The organism is Streptomyces sp. SCSIO 30461 (assembly GCF_037023745.1).
Taxonomy (GTDB): domain Bacteria; phylum Actinomycetota; class Actinomycetes; order Streptomycetales; family Streptomycetaceae; genus Streptomyces.
Window position 1 is genome coordinate 7,329,758 of sequence record NZ_CP146101.1, and the last position, 16,309, is coordinate 7,346,066.

Sequence of the window (16,309 nt, forward strand, 5' to 3'; positions counted from 1 at the left end):
GTGGAACTCCCGTGCGCCGGATCAGCCCAGCGCGGACTTCACCGCGTCGGCGAGGCGGCCCGCGACCGCGCGGGCCTGCTCGATGTCCGCCGCCTCGACCATCACGCGGACCAGCGGCTCCGTACCGGACGGGCGCAGCAGCACCCGGCCGGTGGTGCCCAGCTCGCGCTCGGCGTCGGACACGGCGGCGGCCAGCTCGGCGGAGGTCGAGACGCGCGACTTGTCGACATCCGGGACGTTGATCAGGACCTGCGGGAGGCGGTCCATCACCGCGGCCAGCTCGGCCAGCGAGCGCCCGGTCGCCGCGACCCGCGCCGCCAGCATCAGTCCGGTCAGGGTGCCGTCGCCCGTGGTGGCGTGGTCGAGCACGATGACATGGCCGGACTGCTCGCCGCCGAGTGCGTAGCCTTGCTCCTTCATCGACTCCAGGACGTACCGGTCGCCGACGGCGGTCTGCACCAGCTCGATGCCCTCGGCTTCCATGGCCAGCTTGAAGCCCAGGTTCGACATGACGGTCGCGACCACGGTGTTCCCACGCAGGGTGCCCGCCTCGCGCATCGCGAGTGCCAGCACGGCGAGGATCTGGTCGCCGTCGATCTCGTTGCCCCGGCCGTCCACGGCGAGGCAGCGGTCGGCGTCGCCGTCGTGGGCGATGCCGAAGTCCGCGCCGTGCTCGACGACCGCGGCCTTGAGCAGGTCCAGGTGGGTCGAGCCGCAGTTGTCGTTGATGTTGAGGCCGTTCGGCTCGGCCCCGATGGTGACGACCTCGGCGCCCGCCCGGGCGAACGCCTCGGGCGACACCCGGGCAGCCGCGCCGTGTGCCTCGTCCAGGACGACCTTGAGTCCATCGAGCCGGTTCGGCAGGACCGCGATCAGATGGGCGACGTACTTGTCGAAGCCCTCGTCATAGTCGCGCACCCGGCCCACGCCCGCGCCGGTCGGCCGGTCCCACGGGGCGCCAGTGCGGTGCTCCTCGTAGACGGACTCGATACGGTCCTCCAACTCGTCGGCCAGCTTGTGGCCGCCGCGCGCGAAGAACTTGATGCCGTTGTCGGGCATGGCGTTGTGGCTCGCGGACAGCATCACGCCGAGGTCGGCGCCGAGCGCGCCGGTGAGGTACGCCACCGCCGGGGTCGGCAGCACGCCGACCCGCAGGACGTCCACGCCCGCACTCGCGAGTCCCGCCACGACGGCGGCTTCCAGGAACTCCCCGGACGCGCGGGGGTCACGCCCGACCACCGCGGTCGGCCGATGGCCCTCGAACGTGCCCGCCTCGGCGAGCACGTGCGCCGCAGCGACCGAGAGACCGAGCGCGAGCTCAGCCGTCAGATCCGCGTTGGCGACACCGCGTACACCGTCCGTGCCGAAGAGTCGTCCCACTGGTTTCCTCCGAAATCACTCCGGATGGCTCCGGTCGCTCCGAGAACGCGAGCCGCTTGGAGCTCCGTGCCTTCTTGCCGTCTATACGCCCGGGATCGCCGGGCTGTACCCCCGGTGCGGCTCCGGAGAAGCATCCCCGAAGAGCCGCTGAAACAGAACGCCCCGGCGGGCACCGAGTGCCGCCGGGGCGAACGTATGCCGTACAAGCAGCCGATTAGCGCTTGCTGTACTGCGGGGCCTTACGGGCCTTCTTGAGACCGGCCTTCTTGCGCTCGACCGCACGGTCGTCGCGGCTCAGGAAGCCGGCCTTCTTCAGCGGGCCGCGGTTGTTCTCCACGTCCGCCTCGTTCAGGGCGCGGGCCACGCCGAGGCGCAGGGCGCCGGCCTGGCCGGAGACGCCGCCACCCGCGATACGGGCGATGACGTCGTAGCGGTCGTCGAGCTCGAGCACCTTGAAGGGCTCGTTGACTTCCTGCTGGTGCACCTTGTTGGGGAAGTAGTCCTCAAGGGTGCGACCGTTGATCTTCCACTTGCCGGTGCCCGGGACGATCCGGACGCGGGCGATGGCGTTCTTGCGGCGGCCCAGGCCGGCGGCCGGCTGCGGCTCGCCGAAGCGGGACGCGAGGGACTCGGAGGTGTACTCGCCCTCGACGGGCACCTCCGACTCGAAGGTGGTGACCTCGGCGTAGGTCTCTTCGCCCTCGACGGGGTACTCAGCGGTGGTCTCGGCCACGATGCTCCTCAGATTCTTTTCGTCTTAGGGGGTGGCCGGACTTACTGCGCGACCTGGGTGATCTCGAACGGAACCGGCTGCTGAGCAGCGTGCGGGTGGTTCTCGCCCGCGTAGACCTTCAGCTTCGAGAGCATCTGACGGCCCAGGGAGTTCTTGGGGAGCATGCCCTTGACGGCCTTCTCGATCGCCTTCTCAGGGTTCTTGTCGAGCAGCTCGTCGTAGCGGACGGAACGCAGACCACCCGGGTAACCGGAGTGGCGGTACGCCATCTTCTGGGTCCGCTTGTTGCCGGACAGGTGCACCTTGTCCGCGTTGATGATGATGACGAAGTCGCCAGCGTCAACGTGGGGGGCGTAGATCGGCTTGTGCTTGCCCCGCAGGAGGGTGGCAGCAGTGGTGGCCAGACGTCCCAGGACGATGTCCTGAGCGTCGATGACGTGCCACTGGCGCGTCACATCGCCGGGCTTGGGGCTGTACGTACGCACGGTCGTAGCCTTCGCTTCTTCAGTGATGGGGGTCCACCGGCCCGCGAGGGACGGAGGACGGGGGTCCTGACAAGGCCACCCGGACGATCACGACAGCCCTGGCCGCACATCGGGCGACGCAACCCAAGTGCAGACCGCTGGTCATCGGCCCGGCGGACCTGCGTAAGGGCCCCTCACGTGAGATAGAGCAAGCCGATACGCATAACGAACCAGCAGAATACCCATCGTCCCCCGCACGGGTCAAAACGCCCCGGCCCCGGTGGCACGGAGCGGCGCGGCGAGGCCCGGGAACACGGGGAAGCGGGGCGGTCGGACGCGGTGCGCGACCGCCCGGTCACCGCACAGCGGTCCTGCGCTGACTCACCCGCCCGACCACCGCGTACCGCACCCCGCCCGGCTACCGCACCCGCTCGACCCGCCGCTCGTCCCAGACCGGTTCCGCCGTCTCGCGGACCCGGCCGTCTGAGCCGAAGACCAGGAAGCGGTCGAAGGATTTCGCGAACCAGCGGTCGTGGGTGACGGCCAGCACCGTGCCCTCGTACGCCTCCAGGCCCTGCTGGAGCGCCTCGGCCGACTCCAGGTCCAGGTTGTCCGTCGGTTCGTCCAGCAGGAGCGCCGTGGTGCCGCGCAGTTCCAGCAGCAGGATCTGGAACCGGGCCTGCTGCCCGCCGGAGAGCCGGTCGAAGGTCTGGTCGCCCTGCCGCTCCAGCTCGTACCGGCGCAGGGCGCTCATCGCCCCGCCCCGGTCCTTGGCGTGCTCCGTCCAGAGGATGTCGACCAGGGTGCGGCTCATCAGCTCGGGGTGGGCATGGGTCTGTGCGAAGTGGCCGGGCACCACCCGGGCACCCAGCTTCCACAGCCCGCTGTGCGCCACGTCCTCGCCCGCGAGTAGCCGCAGGAAGTGGGACTTGCCGGAGCCGTTCGAGCCGAGGACCGCCACCCGCTCGCCGTAAAAGACCTCCAGCGAGAAGGGCTTCATCAGCCCTGTCAGCTCCAGGTCCTCGCAGGTCACGGCCCGGACTCCGGTACGGCCGCCGCGCAGCCGCATCCGGATGTCCTGCTCGCGCGGCGGCTCGGGAGGCGGGCCTGCCTCCTCGAACTTCCGCAGCCGGGTCTGCATCGCCCGGTAGCGCGAGGCCATGTCGGGGCTGATCGCCGCCTGCTGCCTCAACTTGTGCACCAGCGCCTTCAACCGGGCGTGCTCCTCTTCCCAGCGCCGCTTCAGCTCCTCGAAGCGGGCGAACCGCTCACGCCGCGCCTGGTGGAACGTGGCGAAGCCCTCACCGTGCACCCATACGTCACTGCCCGCGGGTCCCGGCTCCACCGCCACGATCCGCTGCGCGGCCCGCGCAAGCAGCTCCCGGTCGTGGGAGACGAACAGCACAGTCTTCCGGGTCTCGGCGAGCCGCTCCTCCAGCCAGCGCTTGCCCGGGACGTCCAGGTAGTTGTCCGGCTCGTCCAGCAGCAGCACCTCGTCGGGGCCGCGCAGCAGCGCTTCGAGCACCAGCCGCTTCTGCTCGCCGCCCGACAGCGTGCGCACCAGACGCCACTGAGCCTTGTCGTACGGGATGCCGAGCGCGGCCGTGGTGCACATGTCCCAGACCGTCTCGGCCTCGTACCCCTGCACCTCGGCCCAGTCGCTGAGCGCCTGCGCGTACCGCATCTGCGCGGACTCGTCGTCCACGGTCATGATCAGCTGCTCTGCCTCGTCCACCGCCAGCGCGGCCTGTCGGATCCTCGGCGGGGCAACCGAGACCAGCAGGTCGCGGACCGTTCGCCCGTCCCGTACCGAGCCGACGAATTGCGGCATCACCCCGAGGCCGCCGCTGGACGACACAGTGCCGCCGTGCGGCTTGAGTTCGCCGGAAAGCAGCCGCAGCAGGGTGGTCTTGCCCGCGCCGTTGGCACCGACCAGCGCGGCCACGCTTCCCTCGCCGACCCGGAAGGAGACGTCGCCCAGCAGTGGCCGTCCGTCCGGCAGGTAGTACTCCAGATGTCCGGCCTCAAGATGTCCCATGCGGGGATTGTCACCGTCGGACACGCTCTCGCCCAACAGGTTTAGGATGCGCGGCATGAGCTATGGGGGACCGCAGTGGCCGCAGGAGCCACGCCGGCAGTCCGGTCAGTCGGGTCAGTCGGGGCCCGGGTCGTTCGGCGCCTTCGAACCGTTCGAGCAGTACCGCCGGCCGGACCACGAGTCGCAGACACCGGACTGGGCCGCGCTGGCCGACGCCTCCGCGGCGCGCACGCGGCGCAGGAGGTGGTTGCTGACGGGCGGCGGCGTGCTCGCCACCGCGGCGATAGCCACGCTTGTGGCCACGGCCGTCGTCTCTGACGACGGCGACAACGGCAAAGGCGGCGTCAACGCGTCCGGCAAGAGCGCGAGCGAACTGCCCAGTGCCCCGGCGCTGCCTGGCGAGAAGGGCGCCGAGCCGTCGTTCTCCTCGGTCGCACAGCCGCCCCCGCCCAACCCCAAGGAGTTCGTCTCCGACGCGAGGAAGGACACGGCGCCGCTCAGCGCCGACACCCTCTTCCCCGGCAAGAAGCTGACGATGAGCGGACGGGTCTACGCCAAGGGCCCCACGGCGCGGACCGCTTCCTGCGCGTCGGTCGCTCAGGGCTCACTCGGTGCCGCCCTCACCGGCAACGGCTGCGACCAGGTGATCCGCGCCACCTACACCAAAGACGGGGTGGCCGTCACCGTCGGGGTCGCCGTCTTCCCCACCGAGGCCAAGGCCCAGGCCGCGGTCAGGAAGTCGGCCAGGAGCATCGTCCCGCTGTCGGGATCGGGCGTGGGCGCCTTCTGCAAGGGCGGCCCGGTCTGCCGCTTCGTGGGCAACTCCTACGGCAGGTACGCCTACTTCACGACGACGGGGAACCTCAACGGGAAGTCCATCACCAAGGGTGACCGCAAGGCGTTCCAGCTCGGTGACGATCTCGCCGAGTTCACCTTCCGGCAGATCGTCGCGCGCGGTGCGCAGCAGGCGGAGGCCGCGGCGGCTCAGTGAGTCCGGGTGCCCCGTGAAGCCCGACCCCCGTCTCCTGCCCCCTGTCCATCTCGGTCACAAGACGCCGATGGACGTCGACCGGCGATCGATATGAATCAGAGACCTGTCTGATTCATATCCGATGTCGTCTGAATGTCGGCGTACCGCCTGAACTGGGGGCTGCGGTCCCTATCATGTGCGGGCACCACAAGAAAGATGGGGGGAACCACGGCCCCGCCAGTGGCCGTGAACACGTACATGCACCTGCACCACACCGCCACCGCACCCGTCACCAAGGCGGTCATACCCGCGGCCGGACTCGGCACCCGCTTCCTTCCCGCGACCAAGGCCACCCCCAAGGAAATGCTCCCGGTGGTCGACAAACCCGCCATCCAGTACGTGGTCGAAGAGGCCGCCGCAGCCGGTCTGACCGATGTACTGATGATCACTGGGCGTAACAAGAGGGCGCTGGAGGACCATTTCGACCGCGCCCATGAGCTGGAGTCCCTCCTCCAGGCGAAGGGCGACGCCGACCGGCTGGCCCTGGTCCGCGCGTCCAGCACGCTCGCCACCGTCCACTACGCGCGCCAAGGCGACCCGAAGGGCCTCGGCCACGCGGTGCTCTGCGCCGAGGCGCACGTCGGTGACAATCCCTTCGCCGTGCTGCTGGGCGACGACCTGATCGACCCGCGCGATCCGCTGCTGGCCCGCATGGTGGAGGTACGCCGCCGGTTCGGCGGCAGTGTCGTGGCGCTGATGCCGGTGCCGGAGGACCGCATCCATCTCTACGGCTCGGCGATCGTCAGGCAGCCGGCGGCCGGGGACACCGGCTCCGACGGCGACGTGCGCGTACTCTCCGGCCTCGTGGAGAAGCCCGCGCCCGGCACCGCGCCGAGCAACCTCGCGGTCATCGGCCGCTATGTGCTCGACCCGGAGATCTTCGCGGTGCTGCACGAGACCCCACCCGGCCGGGGCGGCGAGATCCAACTGACCGACGCCCTGCACACACTGGCCTCCGACAAGCGCTACGGCCCGGTGCACGGTGTGGTGTTCGAGGGCCGCCGCTACGACACGGGCGACCGGGGCGACTATCTGCGCGCCCAGGTACGGCTGGCCTGCGAGCACCCGGAGCTGGGACCTGCGTTCACCGACTGGCTGCGCAAGTACGCCGCCGGGCTCTGACCCGATCCCGGGACGCGTACGGCCCTCTCCCGGGAGTTCCCGGGAGAGGGCCGTATCGCGCACTGCCGTGGGCACGTTGACGCCGACCCGGATGCTCACGGCGTGTCAGAGCGTTCGGCGGCGGCGTGTCAGCAGCAGCCCCCGGCCCCCGCGGCAGGGCCCGCGAGGGGCAGCGTCCTCTTGTTGCGGGCCTCGCGGTTCCTCGCAGCCAGCAGTTCGTCGGCGGGGTAGCCGACTTCCTCCAGCGTCAGACCGTGCGGGCGGACCACATGCACCGCCGAGTCGCGTACACCCGCCGCCAGCACCTTCCCCGGCCAGTCGACCGGCCGGTGCCCGTCACCGACGAACAGCATCGCGCCCACCAGGGAACGCACCATGTTGTGGCAGAAGGCGTCGGCCTTCACGGTGGCCGTGAGGATCCCGCTCGCCTCCCGCTCCCAGCGCAGTTCCTGAAGCGTGCGGATGGTCGTGGCGCCCTCGCGCTTCTTGCAGTACGCGGCGAAGTCATGCTCACCGAGCAGGCGCTCTGCGGCGGCGTTCATCGCGTCCAGGTCCAGCGGCCAGTCATGCCAGAGCACATGGCCGCGCAGCAACGGGTCCACACCCCCCGGGCGGTCGGTCACCCGGTAGGCGTAGCGCCGCCAGATCGCGGAGAAGCGCGCGTCGAAGCCCGCCGGAGCCTCCTCGGCCTTCCACACCCGCACGTCGTGGGAGAGCCGACCCGCGAGCCGCCGCAGCAGCTTGTCGCGGTGCTCCTGCCAGAGCTCGTCGGGAAGGTCGACATGCGCGACCTGGCCGCGGGCATGCACGCCTGCGTCCGTACGCCCGGCGACCGTCAGTTCAAAAGACTGCGACGAGCGGGTCACCGTACGGATGGCGTCCTCGATCTCGCCCTGCACCGTCCGCTGACCGCGGGTCTGCCGGGCCCAACCCGAGAAGTCCTTGCCGTCGTAGGACAGGTCCAGGCGCACCCGTACGAACCCGGGCTTCACGTCGTCGCTCACATGTCACATCCTCTCAAGGGAAACGGGCCCGCCCCCATGAGGGGGCGGGCCCGTTCCACGGCCTCAGTCAGAACGCTCAGGCTGTTCAGGCGTCCTTGGACTCCTCGGCCGGAGCCTCAGCGGCGTCCTCGGCCTTGGCCTCATCGGCCTTGGCCTCATCGGCCTCCTTGACCGCACGCTTGGTGGCGGCCTCGGCCTCGGCGACGGTCGCCTTCTTCGCGATCTCGCCCTCGACGAGCTCGATCACGGCCATCGGGGCGTTGTCACCACGACGGTTGCCGATCTTCGTGATCCGGGTGTAGCCACCCGGACGCTCGGCGTAGCGCGGGGCGATCTCGGTGAAGAGCGTGTGGACGATGCCCTTGTCCGTGATCGTCTGCAGCACCAGGCGACGGTTGTGGATGTCGCCCTTCTTCGCCTTGGTGATCAGACGCTCGGCGACGGGACGCAGACGACGCGCCTTCGCCTCGGTCGTCGTGATGCGGCCGTGCTCGAAGAGCGACTTCGCGAGGTTCGCGAGGAGCAGCTTCTCGTGCGCGGCGCTGCCGCCCAGACGGGCACCCTTGGCGGGCTTCGGCATGGTGTTTCTCCTTGAGATCTGCACCGGCCGTATCAGGTACCGGTGTCAGGACCCCGCAGGCGGACGCCTGCGGGCAGCTATCAGCGATTCGGTGCTGCTCGGACCCGAGCAGCACCGGTTCAGTACTGCTCGGTCTCGACGAAGCCCGCGTCCGCGTCGTCGTCGGCGCCGAAGGCGTCCGCGGCGGCGGTCGGGTCGAATCCGGGCGGGCTGTCCTTGAGGGCCAGGCCCATGCCGGCCAGCTTCGCCTTGACCTCGTCGATCGACTTCGCACCGAAGTTGCGGATGTCGAGCAGATCGGCCTCGGAGCGGGCGACGAGCTCACCCACGGAGTGGATGCCCTCGCGCTTGAGGCAGTTGTACGAGCGGACCGTGAGCTCCAGCTCCTCGATCGGCAGCGCGAGGTCGGCGGCCAGGGCGGCGTCCGTCGGGGACGGGCCCATGTCGATGCCCTCGGCGTCGATGTTGAGCTCACGTGCCAGACCGAACAGCTCGACCAGGGTCTTACCGGCCGACGCCATGGCGTCACGCGGACGCATGGCCTGCTTGGTCTCGACGTCGACGATCAGCTTGTCGAAGTCGGTGCGCTGCTCGACACGGGTCGCCTCGACCTTGTACGTGACCTTGAGCACCGGGGAGTAGATGGAGTCGACCGGGATACGGCCGATCTCCTGGCCCGCCTGCTTGTTCTGCACGGCGGAGACGTAGCCGCGACCGCGCTCGACGGTGAGCTCCATCTCCAGCTTGCCCTTGCCGTTGAGCGTGGCGAGGACGAGGTCGGGGTTGTGCACCTCGACGCCGGCCGGAGGCGCGATGTCGGCGGCGGTGACCAGACCCGGGCCCTGCTTGCGCAGGTACATCACGACGGGCTCGTCGTGCTCCGAGGAGACGACCAGCTGCTTGATGTTCAGGATGAGGTCGGTGACGTCCTCCTTGACGCCCGGCACGGTGGTGAACTCGTGCAGGACACCGTCGATACGGATGGACGTGACCGCCGCACCCGGGATCGAGGAGAGGAGCGTACGGCGGAGCGAGTTGCCGAGGGTGTAACCGAAGCCCGGCTCCAGCGGCTCGATGACGAACCGGGAGCGGTACTCGTCGACAACCTCTTCGGTCAGCGACGGACGCTGAGCGATCAGCATGTCAGTGATCCTTCAGTCGTGGGCGCCCGCTATTTGACGCCCGACGGGCCGCACCGGGCAGGTGCGGATACAGCAAGGGTACGGGCGGCACGACCCCGAAGGGGCCGTACCGCCCGGACACTCGGATCAGGCGACCACGCGAGGCGGTGCCTGGCAGCGGCGCGGCGTCAGACGCGGCGGCGCTTGGGCGGACGGCAGCCGTTGTGCGGCGTCGGGGTGACGTCCTGGATCGAGCCGACCTCGAGGCCGGTGGCCTGGAGGGAGCGGATCGCGGTCTCACGGCCGGAGCCCGGACCCTTGACGAAGACGTCGACCTTGCGCATGCCGTGCTCCTGCGCGCGGCGGGCGGCCGACTCGGCGGCCATCTGCGCGGCGAAGGGGGTGGACTTGCGCGAGCCCTTGAAGCCGACGTGGCCGGCGGAGGCCCAGGAGATCACGTTGCCGGACGGGTCCGTGATCGAGACGATCGTGTTGTTGAACGTGCTCTTGATGTGCGCGTGGCCGTGAGCGACGTTCTTCTTTTCCTTGCGGCGCACCTTCTTGACGGCGCCCTGGCGTCCCTTGGGGGGCATGTATTTCTCCCGTGGAGGTGGTCGGTCCTACAGCGAAGACCGCTTGGGGGGTCTGGGGCAGCCCCAGACCCAGTGCGTCCTGCTGAGGACTACTTCTTGCCCGGCTTCTTCTTGCCGGCGATGGCGCGACGCGGACCCTTGCGGGTACGGGCGTTCGTGCTGGTGCGCTGGCCGTGGACCGGCAGACCGCGGCGGTGACGCAGACCCTGGTAGCAGCCGATCTCGACCTTGCGGCGGATGTCGGCCTGGATCTCACGACGGAGGTCACCCTCGGTCTTGAGGTTGGCGTCCACGTACTCGCGGATCTTGACCAGGTCCTCTTCGGCCAGGTCACGAACGCGGGTGTTCGGGTTCACACCGGTCGCGGCGAGAGTCGCCTTCGACTGGGTGCGGCCGATACCGAAGACGTAGGTGAGTGCGACCTCCACACGCTTGTCGCGCGGGATGTCAACACCGGAAACGCGTGCCATTCAATGGCTCCTGTGGTGTTCGGGGGTCTTCCGCAGAACCACTCCCGGCCGCCGACCGCTCCCTCGGGAGAAGTGGTACGTCCGGGTCCCCGGCCCCCGCCGGAGGTGCCGCCGACCCTGAACGGGCTGGGCGGGCTCTGCGTATCTACATGTGTTGCTCGCGTCGCGCGAAGTAACTGCGAAGTGCAGGTGGTCGTGCGTCAGCCCTGGCGCTGCTTGTGGCGCAGGTTGTCGCAGATGACCATGACCCGGCCGTGACGGCGGATCACCTTGCACTTGTCGCAGATCTTCTTGACGCTCGGCTTGACCTTCATGGGATGTGAGGTTCTCCGGGTCAGTGCCAGCACCCCACGGGAGGGGGTGAGGGCAAGATCTACTTGTACCGGTAGACGATCCGGCCACGCGTCAGGTCGTAGGGAGAGAGCTCCACCACGACCCGGTCGTCCGGCAGGATACGGATGTAGTGCATCCGCATCTTTCCGGAGATGTGCGCGAGGACCTTGTGACCGTTCTGGAGCTCCACCTTGAACATGGCGTTCGGCAGGGACTCGATCACGGTGCCCTCGATCTCGATGGCACCTTGCTTCTTGGCCACGCTTCGCCCTTCGAATCGGCTACCTTGATCGACTCTCCGCCCGCAGGTTTCCGCGCATTTCTGCACGCGGACATGCGGATACAAGAGAGCCGACGCATCAGTCTACGTCAGGCCCCTGGAAAACACGAATCCACGGAGTTTGCCCCACGTGGCTGATCGTTAAGCCGGTGGAATGCGTGCCACCTCGTGCTCGACGAGCGCCGGCGCACGACGAGCATGCCCGCCGAGCCCGTCAGGCGAGCGGGTCCGGCGCAGCCGTGACGCCCAGTTCCGCCAGCTTGGCCTTGCCGCCGTCCACGGCGGTGAGGACCAGCGGGCCGTCCTCGGTCAGCGCGACCGAGTGCTCCCAGTGCGAGGACCAGGTGCCGTCCGTGGTGATCACGGTCCAGTCGTCGGAGAGCACCTCGGTGTGCGGGGTGCCCAGCGACACCATCGGCTCGATGGCGAGGCAGAAACCGGGCACCAGCTTGGGGCCCTTGCCGCGCTTGCGGGAGACGTAGTTCAGCAGGTGCGGGTCCATGTGCATCTCGGTGCCGATGCCGTGGCCGCCGTATTCCTCGATGATCCCGTAGCGCCCGCCCCCCGGCTTGGGCTGGCGGCGGATGTAGGTCTCGATGGCGCGCGAGATGTCGACCAGCCGGTTCCCCGCCTTCATCGCGGCGATACCGGCCCACATGGACTCCTCCGTCACCCGGGACAGCTCGATCAGCTCCGGGGCGTGGCCACCGCCGACGAACACGGTGAACGCGGCGTCACCGTGCCAGCCGTCGACGATCGCACCGGCGTCGATGGAGATGATGTCGCCGTCCTTGAGCACCGTCTTGTCATCCGGGATGCCATGCACGACGACCTCGTTCACCGAGGTGCAGATCGTGGCGGGGAAGCCGCCATAGCCCAGGAAGTTGGACTTGGCGCCGTGGTCCGCGATGACCTTGCGGGCCACCTCGTCCAGATCCCGGGTGGTGGCGCCGGGCACGGCGGCCACGCGGGTCGCCGCGTGGATGGCGGCGACGACCAGTCCCGCCTCACGCATCTTCGCGATCTGCTCGGGGGTCTTGATCTGCACCATGGGGAACGGCGCCTTTCCGGGTCGGAGTGCTCGACACGTGGTCGAGGCGTGGTCGGAGAGTGCTCGGAAGGGAACGACGAGTGGGTAATCAACGATACGGCCGCGGCGTCCAGGGGACACCGCGGCCGTATCGGCTGCAGCGAATGAATCAGATCAGGTGATGACGTCAGGCCTGCGCGGCCCGGTCACCCCGGAGGGCCTCCATGGCCCGCTCGGTCACATCGGCGACCTTGCCGAGCGCGGAGATCGTGACCACCAGGCCCTGGGCCTTGTAGTAGTCGATGATCGGCTCGGTCTGGGTGTGGTAGACCTCGAGCCGCTTGCGCACGGTCCCCTCGGAGTCGTCGTCACGCTGGTACAGCTCGCCGCCGCAGACGTCGCAGACGCCTTCCTGCTGCGGCGGGCTGTAGGTCACGTGGAAGACGTGGGCGCTTTCGTTGCGGCAGATGCGGCGGCCCGCGATCCGCTTCACGACCTCGTCCTCGGGGACTTCCAGGTCCAGCACCGCGTCCAGCTTCATGCCCTCGGTCCTGAGCATCTCGTCCAGCGCCTCGGCCTGCGAGACGTTGCGCGGAAAGCCGTCCAGCAGGAAGCCGTTCACCGCGTCGGACTGCTCCATGCGGCCCTTGGCCATGCCGATCGTGACCTCGTCGGGCACGAGGTTGCCCGCGTCCATATACGCCTTGGCCTGCTTGCCCAGCTCGGTGCCCTGGCTGATGTTGGCCCGGAAGAGGTCGCCCGTGGAGATGTGCGGGATCGACAGGTTCTTGGCGAGGAACGCGGCCTGCGTTCCCTTGCCCGCACCGGGCGGCCCGACGAGGACGATTCGCATCAGCGGAGGAACCCTTCGTAGTTGCGCTGCTGGAGCTGACTCTCGATCTGCTTCACGGTCTCCAGACCGACACCCACGATGATGAGGATGCTGGTGCCGCCGAACGGGAAGTTCGCGTTCGCACCACCGAAGCCGGCCAACGCCATCGTCGGCACAAGAGCGATCAGACCCAGATACAGCGAGCCCGGCCAGGTGATCCGGTTGAGCACGTAGCTCAAGTACTCAGCGGTAGGTCGACCAGCCCGGATACCCGGGATGAAGCCACCATACTTCTTCATGTTGTCCGCGACTTCCTCGGGGTTGAACGAGATGGCCACGTAGAAGAAGGCGAAAAAGACAATCAGGAGGAAGTACGCGGTGATGTAGTAGGGGTGGTCGCCCTTCACGAAGTACGTTTCGATCCAGGTTTTCCAGCTGGAGTTGGCGTTGGAGAACTGCGCGACCAGCGCCGGGATGTAGAGCAGCGACGAGGCGAAGATGACAGGAATCACACCCGCCTGGTTCACCTTCAGCGGGATGTAGGTCGACGTACCACCGTAGGACCTGCGGCCGATCATGCGCTTGGCGTACTGCACCGGGATACGGCGCTGGGCCTGCTCGACGAACACCACGAGGGCCACCATCACGAAGCCGATCACGATGACGGTGCCGAACTCGATCCAGCCCTTGGCCAGCTTGCCGCTCTCCTTGATCGCCCACAGGGCACCGGGGAAGCCGGCGGCGATCGAGATGAACATCAGGATCGACATTCCGTTGCCGATACCGCGGTCCGTAATCAGCTCACCGAGCCACATGACGACGGCCGTACCGGCGGTCATGGTGATCACCATGGTGGCGGTGATGAAGATCGACTGGTCCGGGACGATCTCGCTGCCGACGGCGCAGCCCTGGAACAGGGCGCCGCTGCGGGCGGCGGCCACGATGCCGGTGCCCTGCAGGATCGCCAGCGCGATCGTGAGGTAACGGGTGTACTGCGTGATCTTGGCCGTACCTGCCTGGCCCTCCTTCTTGAGGGCTTCCAGACGCGGGATCACCACCGTCAGCAGCTGAAGGATGATGCTCGCGGTGATGTACGGCATGATGCCGAGCGCAAAGATGGTGATCTGGAGCAGCGCGCCGCCGCTGAACATGTTGACGAGGCCGAACAGGCTTCCCTGGTTCTTCGACGCCTGCTCCACACAGATCTGGACGTTCTCGTAGCTGACGCCGGGGACCGGAATGTGGGCCCCGACCCGGAACAGCACGATGATGCCGAGCGTGAAGAGCAGCTTCTTGCGCAGGTCGGGCGTCTTGAACGCCCGGGCGAACGCGGTGAGCACGGTGCCTCCTGCGACCCCCGCGCAAAGCGTCAGAGGTGACGGTCTTGAGGTTCGACGAATACGTATGGGTCAAGCAGCGAGAGCCGCGAGGTACGCCCATGGGGCGGCCCTTGCAGCCCTGGTTCCCCCCTACCGGAGTAGCGGGGAGGGCGGTGCGGGAGTCACACCCCCGGTGAATACAGTGACAACGCTGGTCACCTTACCTGCGAGGGTGCCCCCCTTGGAACGACCAACCGGGGATGCCCCGTTTACGAGGCATCCCCGGAAGGTGTTCAGGCCATCGGCTCGTCAGACGAGCTCGGTGACGGTGCCGCCCGCGGCGGCGATCTTCTCCTTGGCGGAACCGGAGACGGCGTCAACCGTCACCTGGAGCGCCACGGAGACCTCGCCCTGGCCAAGGACCTTGACGAGCTGGTTCTTGCGCACCGCACCCTTGGCGACCAGGTCGGCCACCGTGACCTCGCCACCCTGCGGGTAGAGCGCGGCCAGCTTGTCCAGGTTCACGACCTGGTACTCGGTGCGGAAGGGGTTCTTGAAGCCCTTCAGCTTCGGGAGACGCATGTGGAGGGGCATCTGCCCACCCTCGAAGCGCTCCGGAACCTGGTAACGAGCCTTCGTACCCTTGGTACCACGACCGGCCGTCTTACCCTTCGACGCCTCACCACGACCCACACGGGTCTTGGGGGTCTTGGCGCCGGGGGCGGGACGGAGGTTGTGGATCTTCAGCGGGTTCTGCTCCGCCATGATCAGTCGACCTCCTCGACCGTCACGAGGTGGCGGACGGTGTGCACCATTCCGCGGAACTCGGGGCGGTCCTCCTTGACGACCACGGTGTTGATCCCTTTGAGACCAAGCGACCGCAGCGTGTCACGGTGGTTCTGCTTGCTGCCGATGTACGACTTCGTCTGCGTGATCTTGAGGCGGGCCATTACGCACCCGCTCCCGCACGCGCACGAAGCAGAGCCGCGGGGGCGACGTCCTCGAGGGGCAGACCGCGGCGGGCCGCGATCTCCTCGGGACGCTGAAGACCCTTCAGGGCCGCCACGGTCGCGTGCACGATGTTGATCGCGTTGTCGGAGCCGAGCGACTTCGACAGGATGTCGTGAACGCCGGCGCACTCGAGCACGGCACGCACCGGGCCACCGGCGATAACACCGGTACCGGGGGAAGCCGGCTTGAGCAGGACGACGCCCGCGGCCTTCTCACCCTGGATCGGGTGCGGGATGGTGCCCTGGATACGGGGGACCTTGAAGAAGTGCTTCTTGGCCTCCTCAACACCCTTGGCGATGGCGGCCGGCACCTCCTTGGCCTTGCCGTAACCGACACCCACGGTGCCGTCACCGTCGCCCACCACGACCAGCGCGGTGAAGCTGAAGCGACGACCACCCTTCACAACCTTGGCGACGCGGTTGATCGCGACAACGCGCTCAACGTACGCGGTCTTCTCGGCGGCAGCAGCGCCGCCGTCACGGCCCTTCCGGTCCCGCCGCTCGCCGCCACCGGCACCGCTTCCGCGGCGCTGGGGTCCAGCCATTGGATTTACCTCTCTCTTTTCCGCTAGCTACGAACGGCTCAGAACTTCAAGCCGGCTTCGCGGGCGGCGTCCGCCAGGGCGGCGATGCGCCCGGCGTACTGGTTGCCGCCACGGTCGAACACGACAGCCTCGACGCCGGCAGCCTTGGCACGCTCGGCCACGAGCTGGCCGACCTGCTTCGCCTTCGCCGACTTGTCGCCTTCGCCGCCGCGGATGGACGAGTCCAGGGTGGACGCCGACGCGAGGGTGTGACCCGCGATGTCGTCGATGACCTGAGCCGTGATGCCGCGGTTGGACCGGGTGACAACCAGACGCGGACGCGCCGGGGTACCCGAGATCTTCTTGCGGATGCGGATGTGGCGACGCTTCAGGGAAGCGCCCTTGTAGGCCTTGCCCTTGGCAATCTTCACGCCGTATGCCATGGC

General features: G+C 68.4%; 20 protein-coding genes. 2 read left to right on the forward strand and 18 right to left on the reverse strand.

The window, feature by feature from the left end; translation table 11 throughout:
* Positions 1-21 precede the first annotated feature (21 nt).
* The 4 genes from glmM to V1460_RS32860 all read right to left on the reverse strand — a co-directional run bounded on the left by glmM (position 22) and on the right by V1460_RS32860 (position 4,615).
* Positions 22-1,380, reverse strand: a complete 1,359-nt coding sequence (gene glmM / locus V1460_RS32845) for a phosphoglucosamine mutase (RefSeq protein ID WP_338677233.1) — start codon at positions 1,378-1,380, stop codon at positions 22-24.
* Between the two features lie 214 nt (positions 1,381-1,594).
* On the reverse strand, positions 1,595-2,113 hold the full coding sequence (gene rpsI / locus V1460_RS32850) for a 30S ribosomal protein S9 (RefSeq protein ID WP_338677234.1): 519 nt from the start codon (positions 2,111-2,113) through the stop codon (positions 1,595-1,597).
* A gap of 41 nt (positions 2,114-2,154) precedes the next feature.
* Positions 2,155-2,598, reverse strand: a complete 444-nt coding sequence (gene rplM, locus V1460_RS32855; protein ID WP_338677235.1) for a 50S ribosomal protein L13 — start codon at positions 2,596-2,598, stop codon at positions 2,155-2,157.
* A 397-nt stretch (positions 2,599-2,995) separates the two neighbouring features.
* On the reverse strand, positions 2,996-4,615 hold the full coding sequence (locus tag V1460_RS32860) for an ATP-binding cassette domain-containing protein (RefSeq protein ID WP_338677236.1): 1,620 nt from the start codon (positions 4,613-4,615) through the stop codon (positions 2,996-2,998).
* A 55-nt stretch (positions 4,616-4,670) separates the two neighbouring features.
* Here V1460_RS32860 and V1460_RS32865 point away from each other — a divergent pair, with 55 nt between their 5' ends.
* Positions 4,671-5,606, forward strand: a complete 936-nt coding sequence (locus tag V1460_RS32865; RefSeq protein ID WP_338677237.1) for a hypothetical protein — start codon at positions 4,671-4,673, stop codon at positions 5,604-5,606.
* Between the two features lie 237 nt (positions 5,607-5,843).
* On the forward strand, positions 5,844-6,767 hold the full coding sequence (locus tag V1460_RS32870; RefSeq protein WP_338678309.1) for a UTP--glucose-1-phosphate uridylyltransferase: 924 nt from the start codon (positions 5,844-5,846) through the stop codon (positions 6,765-6,767).
* 128 nt (positions 6,768-6,895) lie between these two features.
* Here V1460_RS32870 and truA read toward each other — a convergent pair whose 3' ends face one another.
* The 14 genes from truA to rplR form a co-directional block, all read right to left on the reverse strand.
* Positions 6,896-7,771, reverse strand: a complete 876-nt coding sequence (gene truA / locus V1460_RS32875) for a tRNA pseudouridine(38-40) synthase TruA (RefSeq protein ID WP_338677238.1) — start codon at positions 7,769-7,771, stop codon at positions 6,896-6,898.
* An 85-nt stretch (positions 7,772-7,856) separates the two neighbouring features.
* A complete protein-coding gene (rplQ, locus tag V1460_RS32880; protein ID WP_338677239.1) occupies positions 7,857-8,351 on the reverse strand; it encodes a 50S ribosomal protein L17 in 495 nt (164 codons plus the stop codon).
* A 119-nt stretch (positions 8,352-8,470) separates the two neighbouring features.
* Positions 8,471-9,493: a DNA-directed RNA polymerase subunit alpha gene (locus tag V1460_RS32885; protein WP_023587013.1), complete on the reverse strand. Its 1,023-nt coding sequence runs from the start codon at positions 9,491-9,493 to the stop codon at positions 8,471-8,473.
* Between the two features lie 167 nt (positions 9,494-9,660).
* On the reverse strand, positions 9,661-10,065 hold the full coding sequence (gene rpsK / locus V1460_RS32890; RefSeq protein ID WP_017949643.1) for a 30S ribosomal protein S11: 405 nt from the start codon (positions 10,063-10,065) through the stop codon (positions 9,661-9,663).
* 89 nt (positions 10,066-10,154) lie between these two features.
* On the reverse strand, positions 10,155-10,535 hold the full coding sequence (gene rpsM, locus V1460_RS32895; protein ID WP_004946638.1) for a 30S ribosomal protein S13: 381 nt from the start codon (positions 10,533-10,535) through the stop codon (positions 10,155-10,157).
* Between the two features lie 200 nt (positions 10,536-10,735).
* Positions 10,736-10,849: a 50S ribosomal protein L36 gene (gene rpmJ, locus V1460_RS32900; protein ID WP_003956441.1), complete on the reverse strand. Its 114-nt coding sequence runs from the start codon at positions 10,847-10,849 to the stop codon at positions 10,736-10,738.
* A 59-nt stretch (positions 10,850-10,908) separates the two neighbouring features.
* A complete protein-coding gene (infA, locus tag V1460_RS32905; RefSeq protein WP_003956442.1) occupies positions 10,909-11,130 on the reverse strand; it encodes a translation initiation factor IF-1 in 222 nt (73 codons plus the stop codon).
* Positions 11,131-11,362: 232 nt separating this feature from the next.
* On the reverse strand, positions 11,363-12,199 hold the full coding sequence (gene map, locus V1460_RS32910; RefSeq protein WP_338677240.1) for a type I methionyl aminopeptidase: 837 nt from the start codon (positions 12,197-12,199) through the stop codon (positions 11,363-11,365).
* Between the two features lie 166 nt (positions 12,200-12,365).
* Positions 12,366-13,031 carry an adenylate kinase gene (locus V1460_RS32915; protein WP_338677241.1) on the reverse strand — a complete coding sequence of 222 codons (666 nt, stop codon included), beginning with the start codon at positions 13,029-13,031 and terminating at the stop codon, positions 12,366-12,368.
* Complete coding sequence (gene secY / locus V1460_RS32920) at positions 13,031-14,350, reverse strand: preprotein translocase subunit SecY (RefSeq protein WP_338677242.1); 1,320 nt, start codon at positions 14,348-14,350, stop codon at positions 13,031-13,033. Before secY ends, V1460_RS32915 begins: the two co-directional genes overlap by 1 nt.
* 288 nt (positions 14,351-14,638) lie before the next feature.
* Entirely contained in the window at positions 14,639-15,094 is a 456-nt protein-coding gene (gene rplO / locus V1460_RS32925) for a 50S ribosomal protein L15 (RefSeq protein ID WP_338677243.1), read from the reverse strand.
* 2 nt (positions 15,095-15,096) lie between these two features.
* Complete coding sequence (rpmD, locus tag V1460_RS32930; RefSeq protein WP_338677244.1) at positions 15,097-15,279, reverse strand: 50S ribosomal protein L30; 183 nt, start codon at positions 15,277-15,279, stop codon at positions 15,097-15,099.
* A complete protein-coding gene (gene rpsE / locus V1460_RS32935; protein ID WP_005313527.1) occupies positions 15,279-15,884 on the reverse strand; it encodes a 30S ribosomal protein S5 in 606 nt (201 codons plus the stop codon). The genes rpmD and rpsE overlap by 1 nt, the downstream gene beginning before the upstream one ends.
* 38 nt (positions 15,885-15,922) lie before the next feature.
* The gene (rplR, locus tag V1460_RS32940) at positions 15,923-16,306 is read right to left on the reverse strand and encodes a 50S ribosomal protein L18 (RefSeq protein WP_338677245.1); all 384 of its coding nucleotides are present in this window, start codon (positions 16,304-16,306) and stop codon (positions 15,923-15,925) included.
* Between the last annotated feature and the right edge of the window lie 3 nt (positions 16,307-16,309).